This window comes from Xanthomonas bonasiae, assembly GCF_017163705.1.
GTDB classification, from domain to species: Bacteria; Pseudomonadota; Gammaproteobacteria; order Xanthomonadales; family Xanthomonadaceae; genus Xanthomonas_A; species Xanthomonas_A bonasiae.
In genome coordinates this window covers 13,100-33,918 of the sequence record NZ_JAFIWB010000030.1, presented here as the reverse complement: position 1 = coordinate 33,918, position 20,819 = coordinate 13,100, and the positions used below count along the sequence as shown (strand labels likewise).

Sequence of the window (20,819 nt, the reverse complement as noted above, 5' to 3'; positions counted from 1 at the left end):
GTATCGTCGCGGCAGCGGTCGCCGCGACGCCGATCTCCCCGAAACATGGCGGCAACCAGCGTCACGCCCGCGTCTTCGCGCTTGGCGAAGATGCCCGCCCGCGTCTGCAAGCCGTCGTAAGCGCGTGAACGGACGATGACGCCAAGGCGTCGGCAGCGCCGCGCCCGCAGTGAAGATTCCTGCGCAAACCCCGCGCCGCGGAGCCGCGCGCGCTGCGCACGGCCGCTTGGCGAGCGTCCGCGGCCAGCCGGCGTATGCGTTTATTTAATGCCATGAACACATTCCATTGGCATCCCCTGTGGTCTTGTGGGGCCAGTCGCATGGCATCGAGCGGCATTGGCGCCCCGGCGTCGAATCCGATTGCGGATGCGGCACATCGTGCAGGTGCATTCCGTCTCCGTCTTGTGCGACGGCCGATCCGTGCCGCCGATGGCGATCGCTGCGGTCTGGATTGTGCACTCCTCATTACGCCGAACGGGATATCCGAATGCATGTCTGCCTGCTGTCCCCCCTTACGCACGACGCGGCCACGCTGGAGACGGCCATGGCCGCCGCGCAGGCCAATGGTTGCGATCATGTCGTACTGCCCAATCCGTTCGCGCAGGACCCGCAAGGGCGGCTGACGGACCCGGCCAGCGACGATGCCGCCGGCGTCGCACAGCTGCAGCAGTGGCTGGCGCTGGCGCAGAAGCACGGCCTGAACCTGTTGGTCGATCTGCGCATCGACGAGATCGGCGGCGGCAGCGGCCTGCTGCAGCAACATCCGCACTGGTTCCGCGCGCGCACCTCGGCGCTGCCGGATCCGCGCACGCAGCGCGGTACGCCGGAAATCGCCCAGGGCCGCTTCGCCTACGCCGAAGAGGGCGCGGGACTGGCGCAGTGGTGGAGCGTGCGTGTGCGCGACTGGCTGCGCAGCGGCGTGGCCGGATTCCGCGTGCTGCAGCCGCAGCGCGTGCCGGCCACGCTGTGGCGCAGCTTGATCGCCGATGTGCAGGCGGACGTGCCCGACGCGAAATTCGTGGCCTGGACGCCTGGCCTGGGCCTGGAGTCCTTGCGCGGGCTGCAGGGCGCCGGCTTCGATGCGGCGTTCTCGTCGCTGGCCTGGTGGGACGGACGCGGCAGCTGGTTCTTCGACGAAGACGTGGCGCTGCGCAGCCTGGCGCGTCGCGTCGTCGCCACCATCGATCCCGATGCGCCGTCCGAAGCGCAGCCGCCGTTGCAGCGCGCGCAACGCGCCCGCCTGGCATCCGCGTTCGGCGATGCATGGGCGATCGCCGAACTCACCGCCTTGCCAGCGCCGGCCGACACCGATGCCGATGACGCGCAGGCTACCCCGGCCGCTGCCGGACAAGATCTACGCTTGCGCCCATTGCTGCGCGACGGCGCGCTGACCGCAATCGCGGTGGAACCGCTCGGCGCCGCGCCGTGGCTGGTGCTGCTCAACAGCGACCGCGACCATCTGCTGCCGGTACCTGGATCGGCGCTGCTGCGCCTGCTCGGCGACAGCGAAAGCTTGCTCAGCGATCAGGGCGAGCCGATCCAGGGCGACCAGGGCGGCACCCTGGAAGCGGGCGAAGTGCGCGTCTATCGCAGCGTGCCGGCGCGTCCGGTGCTGGCCGCCGCCCGCGCCCGCACGCCGGCCGATGTCGCCGCCGCTGCGGCGCGGATCTGCATCGAAGCGGTGACGCCCTCGGTGGACGACGGCCGCTTCCCGGTCAAGCGCACCGTCGGCGACCGCATCTGCGTGGAAGCCGACGCGTTCTGCGACGGCCACGACCGCATCGCGGTGGCATTGCTGTGGCGCGCCGCCGACGCACGCACCTGGTCCACTGCGCCGATGCGCGCGCTGGGCAACGACCGCTGGCGCGGCGAGTTCCCGCTGGAGCGGTTGGGCCGTTACGAATTCCGCATCGAAGCCTGGCGCGACATCTTCGCCACCACCCATGCCGACCTGGAAAAGAAGCGCGCCGCCGGCACGCTGCTGCCGGTGGACGTGCAGGAAGCGCTGGCTCAGGTCGAGGCGGCACGCGCGCGCAGCCGTGGCGCCTTGAACTCAAGGCTGAAGGCGATCCTCGCCCGGATCACCCGCAGCGAGGATCCCGCTGCGCGCGCGGAGATCCTGCTGGAACCCGGCACCGCCGAAGCGATGGCGCGCGCCGACGACAAGCCGTTCCGCACCGAATACCCGATGACCTTCCGCGTCGAGGCCGAGCGCCGCGGCGCGCATTTCTCCAGCTGGTACGAGCTGTTCCCGCGGTCGCAGAGCGGCGACCTCGCGCGCCACGGCACCTTCGACGACGTCATCAAGCGCCTGCCGCATATCCGCGCGATGGGCTTCGACGTGCTGTACATGCCGCCGATCCATCCGATCGGCGAGAAGAACCGCAAGGGCCGCAACAACGCGGTCACCGCGCAACCCGGCGAACCCGGCAGCCCATACGCGATCGGCTCGGCCGAAGGCGGGCACACCGAGGTCCACGCCGAACTTGGCGGGCTGGACGGCTTCCGCCGGCTGCGCGCCGCGGCCGCCGCGCAGGGCCTGGAACTGGCGCTGGATTTCGCGATCCAGTGCGCGCCGGACCATCCGTGGCTGCGCGAGCATCCGGACTGGTTCACCTGGCGCGCCGACGGTTCGATCCCGTACGCGGAGAATCCGCCGAAGAAATACCAGGACATCGTCAACGTCGATTTCTACGCCAGCGGCGCGGTGCCCGAACTGTGGAACGCGTTGCGCGACGCGGTGCTGTTCTGGGTCAACGAAGGCGCCAACCTGTTCCGGGTCGACAACCCGCACACCAAACCGTTCCCGTTCTGGGAATGGCTGATCGCCGAAGTGCGCGGCCGCCATCCGCAGGTGGTGTTCCTGTCCGAAGCCTTCACCCGGCCCAAGCCGATGTACCGGCTGGCCAAGGTCGGCTTCTCGCAGTCCTACACCTACTTCACCTGGCGCCAGCACAAGGCCGAGCTGCAGGCCTACATCGAAGAACTCAACACCGGCATTCCGCGCGAATGCTTCCGACCGCATTTCTTCGTCAACACGCCGGACATCAACCCGGTGTTCCTGCAGCAGAGCGGCCGCGGCGGCCACCTGATCCGCGCCGCGCTGGCGACCACGCTGTCTGGCCTGTGGGGCATGTACCAGGGCTTCGAGTTGTGCGAGGCCACGCCGCTGGCGCCGGGCAAGGAGGAATACCTGGATTCGGAGAAGTACCAGCTGCGCGTGTGGCCCGAGCGCGCGCCCGGCGACATCGTCGACGAGATCACCCGCCTGAACCTGCTGCGCCGCCAGCACCCGGAACTGCAGTCGCACCTGGGCACGCGCTTCTATCTCGCGCATAACGACCAGGTGCTGTACTTCGGCAAGTTCCTCGATGAAGCGCATCTGGCGCGCAGCCGCAGCCTGGTGCTGGTGGCGATCAGCCTGGACCCGCATGCCGCGCAGGAAGCGCAGATCGAAGTGCCGCTGTGGGAACTGGGCCTGCCCGACCACGCCAGCGTCGCCGTGCAGGACCTGTGGGACGGCCATGCCTTCGCCTGGCACGGCAAGCAGCAAACCATTCGCCTCGATCCGTCGCGGCCGTTTTCCCTATGGCGTATCCGCGCCGGAGCCACTTCATGAATGCTGCAGTTCCATTGTCCGCCGACAGCGAGGCAAGCCCGCTGGTGCGCGACGCGCTCTGGTACAAGGACGCGATCATCTACCAGGTGCACGTGAAGTCGTTCTTCGACTCCAACGACGACGGCATCGGCGATTTCCCCGGCCTGATCTCCAAGCTCGACTACATCGCCGATCTCGGCGTGGACACCATCTGGCTGCTGCCGTTCTATCCCAGTCCGCGCCGCGACGACGGCTACGACATCGCCGAATACATGGCGGTGCATCCGGACTACGGCAGCATCGCCGACTTCGAACGGCTGGTCGCGCAAGCGCACGCGCGCGGCATCCGCATCGTCACCGAGCTGGTGATCAACCACACCTCCGACCAGCATGCCTGGTTCCAGCGCGCGCGCAACGCGCCGGCCGGTTCGCCGGAGCGCGACTTCTACGTGTGGTCCGACAGCGACCAGGACTACGCCGGCACCCGCATCATCTTCTGCGATACCGAGAACTCCAACTGGACCTGGGACCCGGTCGCCGGGCAGTACTTCTGGCATCGCTTCTACTCGCACCAGCCGGACCTGAACTTCGACAACCCGGCCGTGCTGGAAGCGGTGCTGGAAGTGATGCGCTTCTGGCTCGACCTGGGTGTGGACGGGCTGCGCCTGGACGCGGTGCCGTACCTGATCGAGCGCGACGGCACCTCCAACGAGAACCTGCCCGAGACCCACGCCATCCTGCGCCGCATCCGCGCCACGCTGGACGCCGAGTATCCGGACCGCATGCTGCTGGCCGAGGCCAACATGTGGCCGGAAGACACCCAGCAGTACTTCGGCGAGAACGCCGACGAATGCCACATGGCGTTCCATTTCCCGCTGATGCCGCGCATGTACATGGCCATCGCGCGCGAAGACCGTTTCCCGATCACCGACATCATGCGCCAGACCCCGGAAATCCCGGAGAGCTGCCAGTGGGCGATCTTCCTGCGCAACCACGACGAGCTGACCCTGGAAATGGTCACCGACTCCGAGCGCGACTACCTGTGGCAGACCTACGCCGCCGACCGCCGCGCGCGCATCAACCTGGGCATCCGCCGGCGCCTGGCGCCGCTGCTGGAGCGCGACCGCCGCCGCATCGAACTGATGACCTCCTTGCTGCTGAGCATGCCCGGCACGCCGGTGCTGTACTACGGCGACGAGATCGGCATGGGCGACAACATCCACCTCGGCGACCGCGACGGCGTGCGCACGCCGATGCAGTGGTCGATCGACCGCAACGGCGGCTTCTCGCGCGCCGACCCGGCCGCGCTGGTGCTGCCGCCGATCATGGATCCGCTGTACGGCTTCCAGGCGGTCAACGTCGAAGCGCAGCAGCGCGACCAGCATTCGCTGCTGACCTGGACCCGGCGCATCCTGTCGGTGCGCAAGCGCTACCGCGCCTTCGGCCGCGGCACGCTGCGCTTCCTGTATCCGGGCAACCGCCGCCTGCTCGCCTACCTGCGCTGCCACGAGGACGAGACCGTGCTGTGCGTGGCCAACCTCTCGCACACGCTGCAGGCGGTGGAGCTGGACCTATCCGAGTTCGAAGGCCGGGTGCCGGTGGACATCATCGGCGGCGGCAGCTTCCCGCCGATCGGGCGCCTGACCTACCTGCTCACCGTGCCGGCGTTCGGCTTCTACGCGTTCCAGCTGGTCGGCAACGCCACGCTGCCGGACTGGCACGTGCCCGCACCGATGCCGCTGCCCGACTACCAGACCCTGGTGCTGCGCGGCGCGGTCGATGCCGATGCGCTGCTGCCGCACCTGGGCACACTGGAGCGCGACATCCTGCCGGCATGGCTGTCCACGCGGCGCTGGTTCGCGGCCAAGGACCGCGCGCTGCGCAGCGTGCGCATCGCCCGCCGCACCCCGCTGCCCGGCACCGACGCGTTGACCATGCTGGAGATCGAAGCGGAGCTGGAGCATGGCGAATACGAGCGCTACATGCTGCCGCTGGGCATCGTCTGGGACCGCGAGCAGCCCAGCGTGCTGGCCGAACAGCTGGCGCTGGCACGGGTGCGGCACGGCCGCGAAGTCGGCTACCTCACCGACGGCTTCGCGCTGAAATCGCTGACCCGCACCACGCTTGCCGCATTGCGCGAGGGCGCGGTGCTGTCGGTCGAGGGCGAGACCCATGCCGGCGCCGATGCCGCGCCGGAACAGATCCGCTTCTGCCCGACGCCGGCACTGGCCGCGGTCGAGATCGCCGACGACGCCGAGATCCGCTGGCTGTCGGCCGAGCAGAGCAACAGCTCGCTGATCGTCGGCGACAAGGCAGTGTTCAAGCTGCTGCGCCGCGTTTCCGCCGGTGCCAACCCAGAGATCGAACTCGGCGCGCGCCTGACCGAGATCGGCTACGCCAACGCCGCACCCTTGTTCGGCCACGTCACCCGCGTCGATGCGCAGGGCGTGGAAACCACCTTGGCCTTGCTGCAGGGCTTCGTGCGCAACCAGGGCGACGCCTGGCGCTGGACCCTGGATCATCTGGCGCGCGGCGCCGAGGAATACGCCGCCGCCCAGGACGAGGCCGCGCGCGACGAGAGCGTGGCCGGCTACGACGCCTTCGCCGCCGTCGTCGGCCGGCGCCTGGCCGAGCTGCACGACGTGCTGGCCCAGCCGACCGATGCCGCCGCGTTCGCGCCGCAGCCGGTGGATGCCGCAGCCGCACGGCAGGTGGTTGCGGGTGTGGAGCACGAAGTGCAGGCGATGTGGGACACGTTGTCCGCGCATCGCGACGGCAGCGAGGATGGCGCCGAGCGCGCCGCGATGGACGCGTTGCTGGCCGAACGTCCGCGCCTGGACGCCTGGTTGCAACAGGCCCCGGCCCTGCTCGACGGCGCGCTGCTGACCCGCGTGCATGGCGATTTCCACCTCGGCCAGATCCTGGTCGCGTTCGACGACGTTGTGCTGATCGACTTCGAAGGCGAACCGGCCAGGTCCCTGGACGAACGCCGCGCCAAGGCCAGCCCGCTGCACGACGTGGCCGGCTTCCTGCGCTCGCTCGACTACGCCAGCGAAGTGTCGGCACGGGGCGAAGAAGGCACCGCCGCACGCGCCGGCGTCGGCCTGGACACCGCGCTGGACGCCTTCCTGTCCGCGTTCCGCAGCCGCGCCAGCGCCACCTTCCTGGCCGCCTACCGCCAGGTGCTCGACGCCAGCCCGCATCCGTGGGTGGCGCCAGCCGCCTTCGAGACCACCACCCTGTTGTTCCTGATCGAGAAGGCCAGTTATGAAATTCGCTACGAGGCCGCCAACCGCCCGGCCTGGATCATGGTGCCGATACAGGGACTGCTGCGCATACTCGACCGCTTTCCCGCGCCACAGGAGGCGATGCGATGAGTGATGTCGGCCACACCTGGGACGAGGCGACGCTGCGCGCGTTCGCCAATGCCCGCCACGGCGACCCGTTCGCCGTGCTCGGTGCGCACCGCATCGGCGACACGCGCGTGCTGCGCAGCTACCTGCCCGGCGCCGAAGCCGTGGCGGCATTGCTCGAAGACGGCCGCGAGGTGCCGCTGCAGGAAGGCCCCAGCCCCGGTTTCTTCTCCGCGCCGCTGCCCGACGACGGCCGCTACCGCCTGCGCATCCGCTGGCCCGGCGGCGAGCAGGTCACCGAGGACGCCTACGCGTTCGGCCCGCAGCTCAGCGATTTCGACCTGCACCTGATCAGCGAAGGCCACCATCTGCAGCTGGCCGATGCGCTGGGCGCCAACGCGGTCGAGGTCGATGGCGTGCGCGGCACCCGTTTCGCGGTGTGGGCGCCGAACGCCACGCGCGCCGCGGTGATCGGCGATTTCAACAGCTGGGACGCGCGCCGCCACCCGATGCGGCTGCGCCACCAGGCCGGTGTGTGGGAACTGTTCGTGCCCGGCGTCGACGTGGGCGCGCACTACAAGTACGCCCTGCGCGGCCCGCGCGGCGAAGACCTGCCGGCCAAGGCCGACCCGGTCGCGCGCAGCGCCGAACTGGCGCCCGGCACCGCCTCGATCGTGGCCGATCCCACCCCGTACCAGTGGCGCGACGAGGCCTGGATGGCGTCGCGCGCGCGACGCCACAGCCCGAACGCGCCATTGAGCGTGTACGAGATCCACGCCGGCTCGTGGATGCATGCCGACGACGGCAGCATGCTCGACTGGGATGCGCTGGCCGACCGCCTGATTCCCTATGTCGCCGACATGGGCTTCACCCATATCGAACTGATGCCGGTCACCGAGCACCCGTTCGGCGGCTCCTGGGGCTACCAGCCGCTGGGCCTGTTCGCGCCCACCGCGCGCTTCGGCTCGCCCGACGGCTTCGCCCGCTTCGTCGACCGCTGCCACCGCGAGGACATCGGCGTCATCGTCGACTGGGTGCCGGCGCATTTCCCCACCGACGCCCACGGCCTGGCCCATTTCGACGGCACCTCGCTGTACGAACACGCCGACCCGCGCGAAGGCTTCCACCGCGACTGGAACACGCTCATCTACAACCACGGCCGGCGCGAAGTCTCCGGCTTCCTGATCGCCAGCGCCCTGGAATTCCTGCAGCGCTACCACGTCGACGGCCTGCGCGTGGACGCCGTGGCCTCCATGCTCTACCGCGACTACAGCCGCGATGCCGGCGAGTGGGTGCCCAACATCCACGGCGGCCGCGAGAACTACGAGACCATCGCCTTCCTGCGCCGGCTCAACCAGGTCGTGGCCGAACACGCCCCGGGCGCCATCACCATCGCCGAGGAATCCACCGCCTGGCCGGGCGTCACCGCCGATCTCGCGCACGGCGGCCTGGGCTTCAACTACAAGTGGAACATGGGCTGGATGCACGACAGCCTGCACTACATCGAACTGGACCCCATCTACCGCCGCTACCACCACGGCGAACTGACCTTCAGCATGGTCTACGCGTATTCCGAGCGCTTCATGCTGCCGATCTCCCACGACGAAGTGGTGCACGGCAAACGCTCCCTGCTCGGGCGCATGCCCGGCGACGACTGGCAGCGCTTCGCCAACCTGCGCGCCTACCTGGGCTACATGTACACCCACCCCGGGCGCAAGCTGCTGTTCATGGGCTGCGAAATCGCCCAGCCCACCGAGTGGAACCACGACGCCGCGCTGCCCTGGCACCTGCTCGACGACCCACGCCACCGCGGCATCCAGCGCCTGGTCCGCGACCTCAACCGCCTGTACGCCGAACACCCCGCGCTGCACGCCCGCGACGACACCCCCGACGGCTTCGCCTGGGTCATCGGCGACGACGCCGGCAACAGCCTGTTCGCCTACCTGCGCACCGCCCAGGGCAGCGACGCCCCGCTGCTGGTGGTGGCCAACCTCACCCCGCTGGTGCACCACGGCTACCGCATCGGCGTGCCCCGCGGCGGCCGCTGGCGCGAACTGCTGAACTCCGACGCCGAGATCTACGGCGGCAGCAACACCGGCAACGGCGGCAGCGTGCGCACCGAGAACGTCGGCGCCCATGGCCACCCGGCCTCGCTGTCGCTGACCATCCCGCCGCTGGGGGTGCTGGTGTTGGGGTTGGAGGATTAAGGGGAGGGAGCTTCCGCGGCTAGCGGCGTCGCATCGGCCGTCGATGCGGCGCTGTTGTGGAAAAGCAGGCTGTTGTGGGAGGGACTTCAGTCCCGACGGGCGTTCCCGGCTCACCATCAGAGCTGATGCTCTTCCATTGCGGATTGCCGGGGGCATCCCAATCAAGGGCCGCCTTGCCATTTGCCCTAGGTAGCCAACACGCAAGCAAGCCGGCGGTTGCACACGCACCGACAGCCCAGGAAGACACGACGCCTCCCTGGACGCTAAACTCACGCCCGCCTCGGCGCCTTCCTCTGCATGCACGCCAGAGGCGCCAAGCCGGCGGCCGACGCATCGCCCGCCCGCTCCGGACGCATCCGGGCCTATAGCTCAACGGTTAGAGCAGAGGACTCATAATCCTTTGGTTCCAGGTTCGAATCCTGGTGGGCCCACCACAAACATGCAAAAGCGATTGCATGTTGTCTGCTCTTCAAGATGAGCGGACGTTGGAAGTGAGCCTGACCCCACTCTTGTACGGCCTTACTTCCTTTCAGGCTGAGAGGCGAAGCCAGCGAATACGGTGCCATTGAAATAGCGGGGCTTGAGGGCTTAGAGCATATACGCAAGCGTTCTGATGTCACTTGGCTTGGAGAGAGCGCGGTGCCCATCGCGGTGCTGCACGAGCTCTCACACATTCTAGAAGTCACCAGAGCTTCGGACAATGAGGATCCTTGACCATGAAGGCTATGAAATGACTCTATGGACCGGCGATCTTCCGAATGGATACGGCTAGCGCTTTCCAGATTGCGACCATCGCCAAGGCAGTGCCGCGGCTTTCGAAGAAACTGCGATACGCACGCAAGGGCAGCTGCTAGGGCTCGACCGTATCGCCGGCAACGTCGGTGAAGTAGAGCTGGTGGGTGATCAGCGCCAGTTCCTCGCATGAGTGTGCCCGAATGCCGATGCCATGTTCGGCTTTGACACGTTCGAACAGGTGGTAGGGCTCCAGTTCACGGGCAGAGAGCAAAATCACCCGGCGTCGATGCTCGTCGTTCAACACGCTGGCGATCGCGATCTCCTCTTTCGTGAACGGCGCGAGCTTGATGTACGCCACGTAAGTCTGGAATCGATCCGATGGGAAGGCATCGGCGATGCGGCGCAGATTTTCGACGTCGCGCCGGAACTCATCCGGTTCGATGCGGCCACGGTCCTTGCATTCGCCGAGGATGACGGAGGTGCGCTTCGGATAGGTATTCATCTGCACCCACACGAAGTCGACCTCGCAGTCAGGATGTTGCGGGTCGTTGCGGGGCTTCAGGTCGATCGAGGGAGAGTAGACGCAGGAACTGAACGCCCGGTCCAGGTTTGCATCCAGCTGCTGCAGCGTCAGCACCACGGGAATAGCCCCTTGTGCGTTGCGCTCCGCACCCAGCACGCCTGAGCGCCGGAAACGCCACTCGCTGGCCAACAGTTGGCCAGTCGCGTCATAGTCGTGACCGCACAGTTCACAGCTGATCTGCTGCTTGAGTACGTCGAGCGCGACCCAGCTCCTCATTCCGCATTGCGGGCAATCCAGGTCGACGCCGATCCTGAACAGTCCCGCGTCCACCATGGCCGCGAAGACGTGAGGAGGCGTCAGCTTCTGCTCGATCGGGCGTGGCCCGAGGAAGAGATCGACGTGCGCGCCGAACGTGCCCCTCAGTTCCTCGCTGGTCTTTCCCGAAATCGTCGCAAGCGCAACCTCCCTGGAGAACGTCGCCCGGGGGCCGAAGGACCTCAACAACTCCCTGGCTCCAGGAATCTTGAATACGCGCGCGCCCTGCAGGCCTCCCAGTTGCGTCAGCAGCTGTCGGGCGATGCGTCCGCTGTTGCTCAGCGTGCTGTTGTAACCCGCCAACGCGAAGATGCGTCTGATCAGTTCAGCGACTGGCATTGCGTTGAGAAACGCATCGTGATCGGCGGCATCGATGATGAGCCCGACCTGCTCCGGCTCGACGCGCAGCTTATCGTGCTCGAAATGCATGGTCCGGGCGTAGAAATGATTGAGCTCCGGAACGTATGGAACATGGAACGTGTGCTGTTGATCGCCGAAGAGGCCGCCGATCAGCGACACAGAGGCAACGAGGTGCTGATGCATGTAATGCGGGTGTCCGTGGTAGGGCTTCTCTGTCAGCGCGAAGCTCACGCGTGGCACGCCGCGTTCGCTTCCGATGACGCCCAGCGTCGACGCTTCTCCAAGGCGCATGACCGGTGGTACGACCGCGCTTCCGGACCAGAATCCCTCCCCGACGCTGTGCACGATCAGCCGCCTGTTCTCGAACAGTTGGTCGACTTGCGCGGCATCGCCGCGTGACCAAACGCCCAGGCCCGCGTCCGCGTCCATGCTGTGTTGCGCCATCTCCTGGATGATGGCCTCCATCTGCGGTATCAGACCTGCGTAGCGATCAAGGTGGGCGGTGTCGAGAAACCACAGGGGGACGTCGCAGGCGCGGATGTTCCAGTAACAGATGAGGTCCTCAAGATCGCCTGCGTCGCCGATAAAGAAGCCGGGCGTTTCCCAGCCGGGGCGCACCGTGTAGTGACGCCCAATCGCGAATCTACACACCGATGACAGGCTCGGGCGCCGCAGGAAATCGCCAGGTATCGCCGCGTCCTGCTGCAGCGCTACCGTGATCGGGTCCAGCAGTTCCTCGACCATCGCTGCGTAGTCGACGCCGACTTCCTCAACGTCCGGATACCTGCCGAACTGCATCAAGAACACGTCCGCCAGCGGATCGTCGCCTTGCCACTCGTACTTGCACAGACCCATATCCTTGAACTGGGTCCACTCGGGCTTGTTGTGCCAATGCGCAGCGGTGTTGAAGATATCGAGCACCCTCGAGAAGTTTCGCCACCGCGCTTGTTTGACGAAGATAGAGCCGCCGTGGAACGAGGGCTTCAGGTGGGGAAAGCGCTCGGCGAACTCTCGGACTTCCAGGCTGTCGCCCAGCGGCCAAACGACATCCAGACGGAATAGCTCGACCTGTTGCCGGGCTTCCTCCTCGTTGTCGACGATCAGAATTGGATTGAAGCGTCCACCCCAGAGGACGTGGGAGTAGCGTACCGCCCTTCGAAACCCCTCCAGGTCGTCCGCGCGAACCGCCCAGCCGATGCGCAAGGGCCGGTAGCACAGATTGACTCGTACGGTGTCGGCCATGTTCTCCTTGTTCGGTTCGTCTACATCATTATTTGGATATTGTCGGTTTACTTCAGTGCAGGACGATACTTGACTGGTGTTGGCGTTGTTGTGCGCGCTCCCCGGATTCGCTTCCCCGTACGTTCTGGAGCGCGGCAAGTTGCTGGTGGAACTTTCGAGCTCCGCAGCAATCCTTCGGGAAAAAACGGCTCTTGATCCAGGCGTCGCTGGCCGCGCGAAACCCGGAGCCCGGCCGCCTGCGGGGGCGGCGCAAAGGCCCATAAGTTCCTGCATGCTGTCGCTTCAGACGCGGCTGCGGACGAAGCGCCTGGTCGCGTCGTTGCGCCGAATCTCGAAGCAGATGTAGGGGCTGGTCGCAAGAGCTTTCGACAACTGCACGGCCTCACGCTCTTCGAGATAGGCCATGGCCGGGTTTAGGCGCCGCGGCTCCCATCCGTAGCGCTGGCCGATCTGATCGGGCGCCCTGGGAAAGCTGGCATCGTTGACGGTATCCGCAGCGAGCCTAAGTGCATCCTCGGCCGGGTTCCAAGGCTTCCAGTAGCGGTCGAATTCGGCATAGAACGTATCCCGGACAATCACCGTGCCGTAGTCGATCTTGAGCCAGCGCCGCAGTTCGTAGAGCGCGTCGGTGACGTCTTCGCGGGACAACGAAGTGTGTTGTGCGATGCACTCCTCGTCGTCGCTGACGTCGCCGAACTCCCCGTTGTGGCTTTTCTTGACGAAGTACTCGGCGATCGCCATCGCCGCCGACGTGTAGCGGGTCTTCGGCAGCAAAGTCTGGGCAGGGGCTCGCCCTAAAGCAGGCTTTCGCGAGATGCCATGGATGTCGTTGATCAACTGCTGGATTTGGGTTAGCTCCCGGTCTATCTCGGGCGAAAGCGAGCCGGCCAGCAGCGGCGGCAGCCGGGATGCCTCCAGTCCATGGCGCAGGCCGATGAACTTGGCGCCCCGGCCGAGCTTCTGGACGAAGCCCGCATCCATCTCTTCCTGCACCCAGGGCCGGCTGATCGATGTAGGAGTCAGCAGGACGATGAAGTGCGTGCAGTCGCCAATACCCTGGTCGATCTTGCGACGCAGGCTATCGCCCATCATGATCTCCCACTCCGACCACCACGTCGATATGCCATTTCGCTGCAAGGCTTCCGCAATTCGTCTTGCCAGGTCGTGATCCTCCCAGCCGAAGCTTAGGAAGACTTTCGGCGGAATTTCTGCGCCGGTCTGGTCGCGTTCGTTATCCTCCACATCGGCCTCCACGTTAAGATCCTGGCGCACTTGATCCAGGACGGCAGGTGTCCCCTCGATGCGCAAACTCATGTCGTCTAAGTGCTCGCCGTCGACGATCACGGTGGCGAACCGCCCGGTTTCCGGATCGCGAACAGAAGCCACCCGTTCGCGCAGGTGGTCGTCCACCAGCTTTGCGGCGGCCTTGTGCAACGCCTTCTGGAAGTCATCGGCCTTGAACGGCTTCCCGTTGAACTTCATGACCATATCCGTCCTCCGTGAGCAGATCGTGCCTGAAACAGGAGGACCAATCCATACGCGGGACATCCCGGCTTTCCGGCGAGGATTTCAGGCGTCCCGAGGGACGGCCGGCGGCATCCCGCGCTGATACATGACAGCTTCGGTCCCGGAGCGCCTGCGCGTTGCGCTTGCCATGACGTTGCAGAGTCGTCCGTGCCGCGTTGGCGTGGCGCTGCGCCGATCCAGCGCGCCATCGAGGCCGGCAACGCCGAGACTGGCGTGTGTCTGAAGCAGATGGAAGCCGGACTGGACACCGCCCTGGGCTGCTGGCGCAGATCACCGCGATCGGCCAGCGGGAGACCGGACCAGCTGCGCGACCGCCTAGCCACCGTGCTGGCCGAAGGCCTGGGCGTGCTGCACGCCGGCCTGACCCCTCTGCCGTGAAAGCAACCGGAGGAGGGTGCCGCTTACGCCCGCAAGTTCCCTGGCTTGATTGGCGGGTCTAGCGCGCCTGTAGCGCAGCTGAGGGCGTGATGCCTGCATCCTGCTAGCCGGAAATGCATGGCAATACGGCAATGCATGGTGGACGGGCGTGGGTAGGTCCTTGGCGGACATCTTATGCCTTTAGATCGCGGACAATTTATGCTTACAAGAACAGGATGTTTGTTTGCTCTTGAAAATAAGCCGAAGTTAGAGTGAACCTGGCTCCTGTTCTTGAGTCAGCATTTGGCAGTTGCTCTGTCACCGCCCCTGAGCCAGCAACGAAAATCGGCGCTTCTAGGCATCACAGAGTATATCGTCGAGCGTAGTTTCAACCGTTGCGTGATCTTCCTGGACAACGAAGATCGACATCGCGATCGCCGCCTGCTGTGCCACGCGTGTGAGTGCTTTGGCATGCGGCCAGGAAGTAGTGGAACGTGCGCTGGGACGTCCGGCCGCGTATCGTGCATGTGGCCGGCCTAGGGTGGGACCACCGGGGGATGAACGGCCTTCGTCCCTGAGGTTTCAAGGATCATCGCGTTGCCCATCTACGGCATTCGCGTCGACCACTGATACCACGACCTCGCCAGCGCGGACGGTCACCTGCACCTTGCTGCCGATGGCAAAGCCCAGTTGTTCCAGCCACAGGCCGCTCAGGCGTAGGACTGGGACGCGGCGGTCACCGGTGTGGCGTTGCTTGCTGGGATAGTGATCGACGCCGACGGTGCAGTGGGTGGGCTGGCGTGGGACGCGTGGGCGGCAGCGGCGGAGCGTGGCCTCGTTGATGTCCTCGAGCAGCCCGGCGCGCAACTCCTCCTCGGTGGGCGCCGGCGTGGGCGGCGGGTCCACGCAGACCCATTGCACCCGCGGTGCGCGGCGGCGCGAGGGGCGGGCCGCTGCGGCCGTGGGCGTGTCGGCTGCGGGGCGGCGGCTCATAGCGCCTCCCGACGGTTGTGGCTGGACCAGGCCGGTGCGGTGCATTGGTGCAGGGCGGCGTTGATGCGGTCGGACAGGTGGCGCAGGCTGTACGGCAGCGTGGCCATCCGGCCCAGCGCGTCGCCGACCTCGCAAAGAAAACCGTGCGCGGCGGCCGGCAAAAGGTAACCCGGCGCGCGGGCCGGCGGGGATGGTGCTGTGTGCATAGCAACGCCCTCCTTGGACAAGATAAAGACCCGTCGCCCAGGGCGACGGGATGTCGGGAGGTTCGAAACCGCTAAGAGCCGGCGGGCGTATTTCCGCGAAGGGTGTTGTATTAGCCGCCCTCCCGACGCAGGCATCGCATCGGCTAGCGCCCGAAGATCGGGCACAAAAAACCCACCGGCTTGTCGGAGGTGGGTACCGCTCTTAGAGGAGTTTCGACGCTCCTTGCTTAACAGCTTGCCTCTGGATCAGACGGGTTGTCAATCACCAAAGGCATTGCCTAGGGCAGCTTTGACTTACCATCTCCACACACCAAGTTGGTAACCTGGTGTGTAGCGAGGATGACCATGACCCATGCTGTTTTTACTGCATCCGAAAGTTCCGCATACGACGATAGGATCGAGGAGCGCTACCACTTTCCTTCAACCTATCTTCGTGTAGTCGAGGCAGCAATTGGCGATCTGATCATCTACTACGAACCTAGGCGGACTTCCGGTGCGAACAGCGCGACCGGACGCAGCGCGTATTTTGCTTGCGCACGCGTGCTCTCCGTCGATCCAGACAAGATGCGCCAAGGGCACTTCTATGCCCGCCTAGGAGAGTTCATCGAATTTGATCGCGCGGTGCCGTTCTCCCAGAACGGTCATTACTACGAATCCATGCTGAAGAAGGATGACGGATCAACAAACAAGGGGGCGTTCGGACGGTCCGCACGCAGCATCAGCCCCGAGGAATTCGATGCGATCATCAGATTAGGCATGTCCACGCCTACCGAGGCGTGGGAGCCTCAGGACGCCGCGATCGATTCGACAGGGGACAGGATCAGTGAAGGCGAAGTGCCCCTCTATGCAGAGAGAAGTGTTGTTCAGAGACTGACAAACAGAGCGTTCCGAGACGTGGCATTTCGTAGACATGTCAGGAATGCATACGAGAACACCTGCTCGGTTACCGGCTTGCGGCTCATTAATGGGGGCGGCAGGCCAGAAGTACAGGCAGCGCACATTTGCCCAGTCGAAGCGAACGGCCCAGACACAGTGCGTAACGGCATCGCGCTCACAGGAACCGCCCATTGGCTATTCGATCGTGGCCTGATCTCGATTTCGCCAGACTATGAAATTCTTGTATCGCCACACGGAGTTCCTGGCGAAATCGACAGACTGATCGTCAGAGATCGTCGCCTTATCCTTCCTGGGATTTCAAAATTGCGACCGCATCAAACCTATCTGGAATGGCACAGGCAAAATCGCTTCAAGCATTAGGGATATGAATCTGATCGTGAGCTATACCCGAGTTTTACTGTCAGTAAGTAATATATTGCGGCACCTTTGGTTTGCAAAAGCACGCACACGTTCTGCGTTCCTCGTAGGTATGGTAACCGCCGAAATAGCGCCATGTGCGCGGTTTTTCGAAAACAATCCGCCACAAGCTTTTGATTTGTAGGAATTAAGGTCGGGGGGGCTCAGCATCAGAGGCGTTTGCCATTTCTCGTCGCGCGCGTTGAGGTTATCTCCACGATCGATGTGGATTCGGACCGCGCTCTCGACGCCTGCCACGACTGCCATTCTGAGAAATCGGCTCATTGGGCTGGCATCTTGGACAGTCATGTCCGTCACGCGCGTACCTTTACCCGGATTGTCCCAACGGAAATTTCCGAGCCTGGTTGAGGGCGGCATCCCTCCGGGTCGAAATCTTTGCCGCGTCCGCACGGCGTGTTCATTCTTGATGCCACCTGGCTCTACTGAGTTGAACTTTTACAAATTCTAACTGAATATCCCGGCATGCCCAGGTTGGAAAAGTCGATGGCAGTGATTGATGTTCGTCGCGGTTGATCTGCGACGGCTCCTTGTCCCCACCGTGGCCCATGCGATCCTCCAGCGCACATTGACGGAACCGGCAGATTTTCCAGAAACCGCCGGGATGCCTAGGGAAAAACCAAAGGTCTACTCCTGTAGCGCGCACTACTTGTAAAGCGGCTTTGACATGAGCCACGGATGGTCGAATGGCCGCTGCAAAAGACATTGCTGTACTCCGGAGCGGTCGATCCATCGAGGTTCTGCAGTGCTTGAGTCGGTGCTGTTCTATCTGCACAAGGGCAAGAAGGGCTCCTCGAAATTTCGGCCTGGGCCTTTGGAGTCTTGAGCGGTGAAGCCTCCGTGGTCAGGCCCCAGGTGAAAGCGGGCAGGCGCCAAGTCGGCTTATGTCTCGATTCGTAGACAGATGGCGCCGACCGCACCGGCGCGGTGGCCTGCAGATCAAGATCGCGCTGGTCGATTTAGCCGATCTGAGGAATGGCTCGATGGCATCCGTCGTCAACAAGCTATTGAAAAAACGAGTTGCCGCGCCGGCGCCAGGGTGGGGCGGCGGCCTCCGCATTGGCGGCCCATCCTGCCGCGAAAGTTGGTTTCAGTTCCACTGCATGTCGATCTGTAGAATTGCAAGGAGCCCACATGGCACGTCTTGAGACCGGCACCTGCTACCACTGCGATGCTGCAGCTACTGGACGCGAACATGTTCCGCCGAAATGCCTGTTCCCGAAAGAAGGCGACTGGTCCCAATTGATGACAGTGCCCTCGTGCAAAGCGCACAACGAGGCCACCTCGAAAGCGGACGAGTACCTGAAGTTCCTCCTTGGAGCGATCGCCTCGGATACTCCGGAAGAGGTCAGGCGTAGCGTGGCCAGGGGGGCCGTCAGACTAGCGCAGAAACGCAGCAGGAATCTGCACCGCTTCGGTTTTCGGTGGGAGGGCGAGGTGCTGGCGATAGACGGCGACTTCCTGCTTGAGTTCGAACTCGTGAGCACGTGCCTGGAAAAGATGGCGCGCGCACTCTATTTCCTTCACCACGGCCATCGGCGAAAGCTCTTGGGCGACTTGGCGGTCTGGCCGCTTTTTATTCCCATCGGTCCTGAGGCCGACTCCGAATTCTCGTCATTGGTCGAAGGATTTCGGGTATGGGCAGACCTGAAGTTCAAGGCGCTGCCCAGGTCGGGAACACACCAAGAGATCTTCGCGTACCAAGTCATCGAGGAACCGACGTTCGTCGTCGTCAACATGGAGTTCTATGGTGCGCACCTGGCGTCCGTAGCCGGCATGGCGGAATAGGTTGCGCTCGCGAGCGCTGAGGGCACCGAATCGGTGGGATCTGCGGCTGCTGATTCACCAGCCACAGGTCACCGCATTGAAGGCCGCTACGCGTGGAGAAGTGACGCCAGCGCTCAGGGGTACTTCTTGAAGCTACCCGTGGCGATGTCCATCGCCACCCCGAGCAGCACCGCGCTGGGCAGCAGGATCGTCACCGGATGCATGCTGACCGGCAAGGTCAGGTAGGTCGCCCATCCAACCAAGCGCGCCCCTCGACGTAGTGTTGCGCGATTTTTCCGAGCACAGTCTGTATGTGGCTTTCATGCGCATGGGAGGGGAAATGTCTACTGCTGCAGCGCGCGCGGCTTGTACAGTGACTCTGACACGCCACGGATGGTCGAATGGCCGCTGTAAAAGACATTGCCAAAGGCGCCTTGCTGAGCGCGGGCTACTGCGCCGCGTTCCTGCTGGCTTGGCGATGCTCCGTGGATCAGTGGTATCTGCCGGCTGGATTGCGCGTTGCGAGCCTGCTCTTCCTGCCTGCGCGGCGATGGCCCTGGTTGCTGGCGGGTGACGTCGCGGCCCTGCTGGTGCTGCGCGTGCCGAGGGTCGATAACTGGGGTGCCAGCACCACCTGGGCCTACCTGAGCCCGTTCCTCTTGATGCCCGCGGTCTCGCTGCTTCCCGTCACGGCGCGCTTGCATATCCCCGATTTGATGCGCAAGGACCAGTGGCTGCTGCCGGTCGCGCTGGTGACGGCCTTGTGGAGCACGTTGTGCAACATGGCGCTCAATGCTGCGCTGGGCGGCCCATCGGAGCCGGCGCCGATCGACACCCTGATTAGGTACTGGCTGGGCGACTACTTGGGCACCTTGATGTTCATCCTGCCGGCGCTCCTTTGGCTGCGGCGCGACGAAGCCTTGCGCCGTCCGTCCCATCTGCTGCACGAAGGCCTGGCGTCCGTCGCGGTGGTGGCGCTTCTGTTCGTCGCTATCACCCTCATCGGCGACACCGTGCTGCGGCAGTTCCTGAGGGTGCTGCTGGTCGTGCCCGCCATCGCGCTCACCCTGCGCCATGGATGGCGCGGTGCGGCACTGGGCGTGGTACTGGCCAACGTCGCGGTGGCCCTGTCGCTGCCCAAGACCGTCGAAGCCGGCGTGCACGACCCACAGGCTTTCGCCGTACAGATACTGCTCGCGGTCGCCGCCACCGGCCTGTTTGCGTTCGGCTCGCGCATCTCTGCCGCCTACCGGCAAGTGCGCGATTTCGGGCGGGTGCGGGAGCAGGCACTGGAATTCGCACAGGCCGGCTACCTGTCTGCCGAGCGCACCCTGCGCAAACGGGTGGTCGACTACACAGATCTCACCGTGCAGATCAATCGGATGCGCAGGGACGTCGTGGAGTACCTGCGCTCCCAGGGGCACCACGCGGCGGCGATGCAGATGACGCGCACCGGGGTTATCCAGGCGCAACTGCTCGATGAGTACGTCACGGCGCTCTATCCGCTGGGCATCGAGACGCATGGCCTGTACCACACGTTGCGCTCGGTTAGCTTCGCCAATCTGTGCAACACGAAGTTCCGCTGGCGGATGCGCGGCGATCCCTGCAAGCTTTCGCTGGGACTGCAGCTGGTGGCCTATCGCTGCGTGCTCAACGCCGTGGAGACGTTGCCCGTTGCGCGAACCCACCTGATCCAGGCCCGGGTATGGCGGGTGCGGGGCATGCAGGGGATCGTCGTGCGCATCACCGCCGATGCGTCCGTGCTCAACGCCGTGCGGCGTGAACATCCTGAGTCCGATCGGGAGCTGTCGGTTCGGCTCAAGACGCATGGCGGCACCTGTCGGCGCCACCACGCGTTGGCCTTGAGCTTTCTCGTCTCCGAGCGCGTAGGCGTCGGGATCAATCTGGCGAAGTGACCACCCAGGCATCGCCCTTCGCATCCGATCGCAACCAGACAACGAAATCCCCGGTCTGGTAGACCACGCGCCCCGGGACGGCAGGCGTGGCCGACAGCGACACGCGGGCCACGTCCTTGCCCATGGGAAGCACCCACAAGGTCTCATTGATGCGCCCGACCGCGGCCCGTACCACGCCGGTGGCGTCGTTGATCTGCAGATAGGTCACGCCGTCGCGTTGGAACTCGTAGATACGCCACGCCGAATCGGTGGCGAGGTTGGCCGCGCGGGGCGCGCTTTCACCCAGCCCGGTGGCCGCCGGCACGCCGTGCCCACCCGAGGGGCAGCACGATTGCGCATGGGCCTGGAAGGACAGGGCCGCTCCTGCGACGACGACAACCAATGCCAGGGTCTTTGCTTTCATCTCCAT

Annotated in this window: 12 protein-coding genes, 1 tRNA gene and 1 pseudogene; 8 read left to right on the top strand and 6 right to left on the bottom strand. The window is 65.0% G+C overall.

Going from position 1 to position 20,819, the window contains the following annotated elements:
* Positions 1-487: 487 nt before the first annotated feature.
* From JR064_RS19925 to JR064_RS19910, 4 genes are all read left to right on the top strand, one after another.
* Positions 488-3,619, top strand: a complete 3,132-nt coding sequence (locus tag JR064_RS19925) for a maltotransferase domain-containing protein (RefSeq protein WP_206230876.1) — start codon at positions 488-490, stop codon at positions 3,617-3,619.
* Complete coding sequence (gene treS / locus JR064_RS19920; RefSeq protein WP_206230875.1) at positions 3,616-6,975, top strand: maltose alpha-D-glucosyltransferase; 3,360 nt, start codon at positions 3,616-3,618, stop codon at positions 6,973-6,975. The genes JR064_RS19925 and treS overlap by 4 nt, the downstream gene beginning before the upstream one ends.
* The gene (gene glgB, locus JR064_RS19915; RefSeq protein WP_206230874.1) at positions 6,972-9,158 is read left to right on the top strand and encodes a 1,4-alpha-glucan branching protein GlgB; all 2,187 of its coding nucleotides are present in this window, start codon (positions 6,972-6,974) and stop codon (positions 9,156-9,158) included. Before treS ends, glgB begins: the two co-directional genes overlap by 4 nt.
* A gap of 358 nt (positions 9,159-9,516) precedes the next feature.
* A tRNA-Ile gene (locus tag JR064_RS19910) sits at positions 9,517-9,592 on the top strand.
* A gap of 416 nt (positions 9,593-10,008) precedes the next feature.
* Here the strand turns inward: JR064_RS19910 and JR064_RS19905 are convergent.
* Positions 10,009-12,333: a hypothetical protein gene (locus tag JR064_RS19905; RefSeq protein ID WP_179567612.1), complete on the bottom strand. Its 2,325-nt coding sequence runs from the start codon at positions 12,331-12,333 to the stop codon at positions 10,009-10,011.
* Positions 12,334-12,615: 282 nt separating this feature from the next.
* Entirely contained in the window at positions 12,616-13,815 is a 1,200-nt protein-coding gene (locus JR064_RS19900) for a toll/interleukin-1 receptor domain-containing protein (RefSeq protein ID WP_206230873.1), read from the bottom strand.
* 168 nt (positions 13,816-13,983) lie between these two features.
* On the opposite strand from JR064_RS19900, the pseudogene JR064_RS19895 reads away from it, so the two are divergent.
* Positions 13,984-14,235: pseudogene (locus tag JR064_RS19895) on the top strand (formyltransferase family protein); the annotation flags it as partial.
* A 564-nt stretch (positions 14,236-14,799) separates the two neighbouring features.
* Here JR064_RS19895 and JR064_RS19890 read toward each other — a convergent pair.
* Entirely contained in the window at positions 14,800-15,210 is a 411-nt protein-coding gene (locus JR064_RS19890; RefSeq protein ID WP_206230872.1) for a SymE family type I addiction module toxin, read from the bottom strand.
* The gene (locus JR064_RS19885) at positions 15,207-15,416 is read right to left on the bottom strand and encodes a hypothetical protein (protein ID WP_206230871.1); all 210 of its coding nucleotides are present in this window, start codon (positions 15,414-15,416) and stop codon (positions 15,207-15,209) included. The genes JR064_RS19890 and JR064_RS19885 overlap by 4 nt, the downstream gene beginning before the upstream one ends.
* A gap of 345 nt (positions 15,417-15,761) precedes the next feature.
* Between JR064_RS19885 and JR064_RS19880 the strand changes: the two genes are divergently transcribed.
* Together JR064_RS19880 and JR064_RS19875 are read left to right on the top strand one after the other, a co-directional pair.
* On the top strand, positions 15,762-16,673 hold the full coding sequence (locus JR064_RS19880) for an HNH endonuclease (protein ID WP_206230870.1): 912 nt from the start codon (positions 15,762-15,764) through the stop codon (positions 16,671-16,673).
* A gap of 1,188 nt (positions 16,674-17,861) precedes the next feature.
* Positions 17,862-18,515, top strand: a complete 654-nt coding sequence (locus tag JR064_RS19875) for a hypothetical protein (protein WP_206230869.1) — start codon at positions 17,862-17,864, stop codon at positions 18,513-18,515.
* A 113-nt stretch (positions 18,516-18,628) separates the two neighbouring features.
* On the opposite strand, the gene JR064_RS19870 is transcribed toward JR064_RS19875, so the two are convergent.
* On the bottom strand, positions 18,629-18,757 hold the full coding sequence (locus tag JR064_RS19870) for an IncC plasmid conjugative DNA transfer DtrJ family protein (RefSeq protein WP_206230868.1): 129 nt from the start codon (positions 18,755-18,757) through the stop codon (positions 18,629-18,631).
* 138 nt (positions 18,758-18,895) lie between these two features.
* On the opposite strand from JR064_RS19870, the gene JR064_RS19865 reads away from it, so the two are divergent.
* Positions 18,896-20,410 (top strand): MASE1 domain-containing protein, encoded by a 1,515-nt coding sequence (locus JR064_RS19865; protein ID WP_206230867.1) that lies wholly within the window; start codon positions 18,896-18,898, stop codon positions 20,408-20,410.
* On the opposite strand, the gene JR064_RS19860 is transcribed toward JR064_RS19865, so the two are convergent.
* Complete coding sequence (locus JR064_RS19860; RefSeq protein ID WP_206230866.1) at positions 20,394-20,819, bottom strand: hypothetical protein; 426 nt, start codon at positions 20,817-20,819, stop codon at positions 20,394-20,396. The two genes, JR064_RS19865 and JR064_RS19860, sit on opposite strands and share 17 nt — an antisense overlap.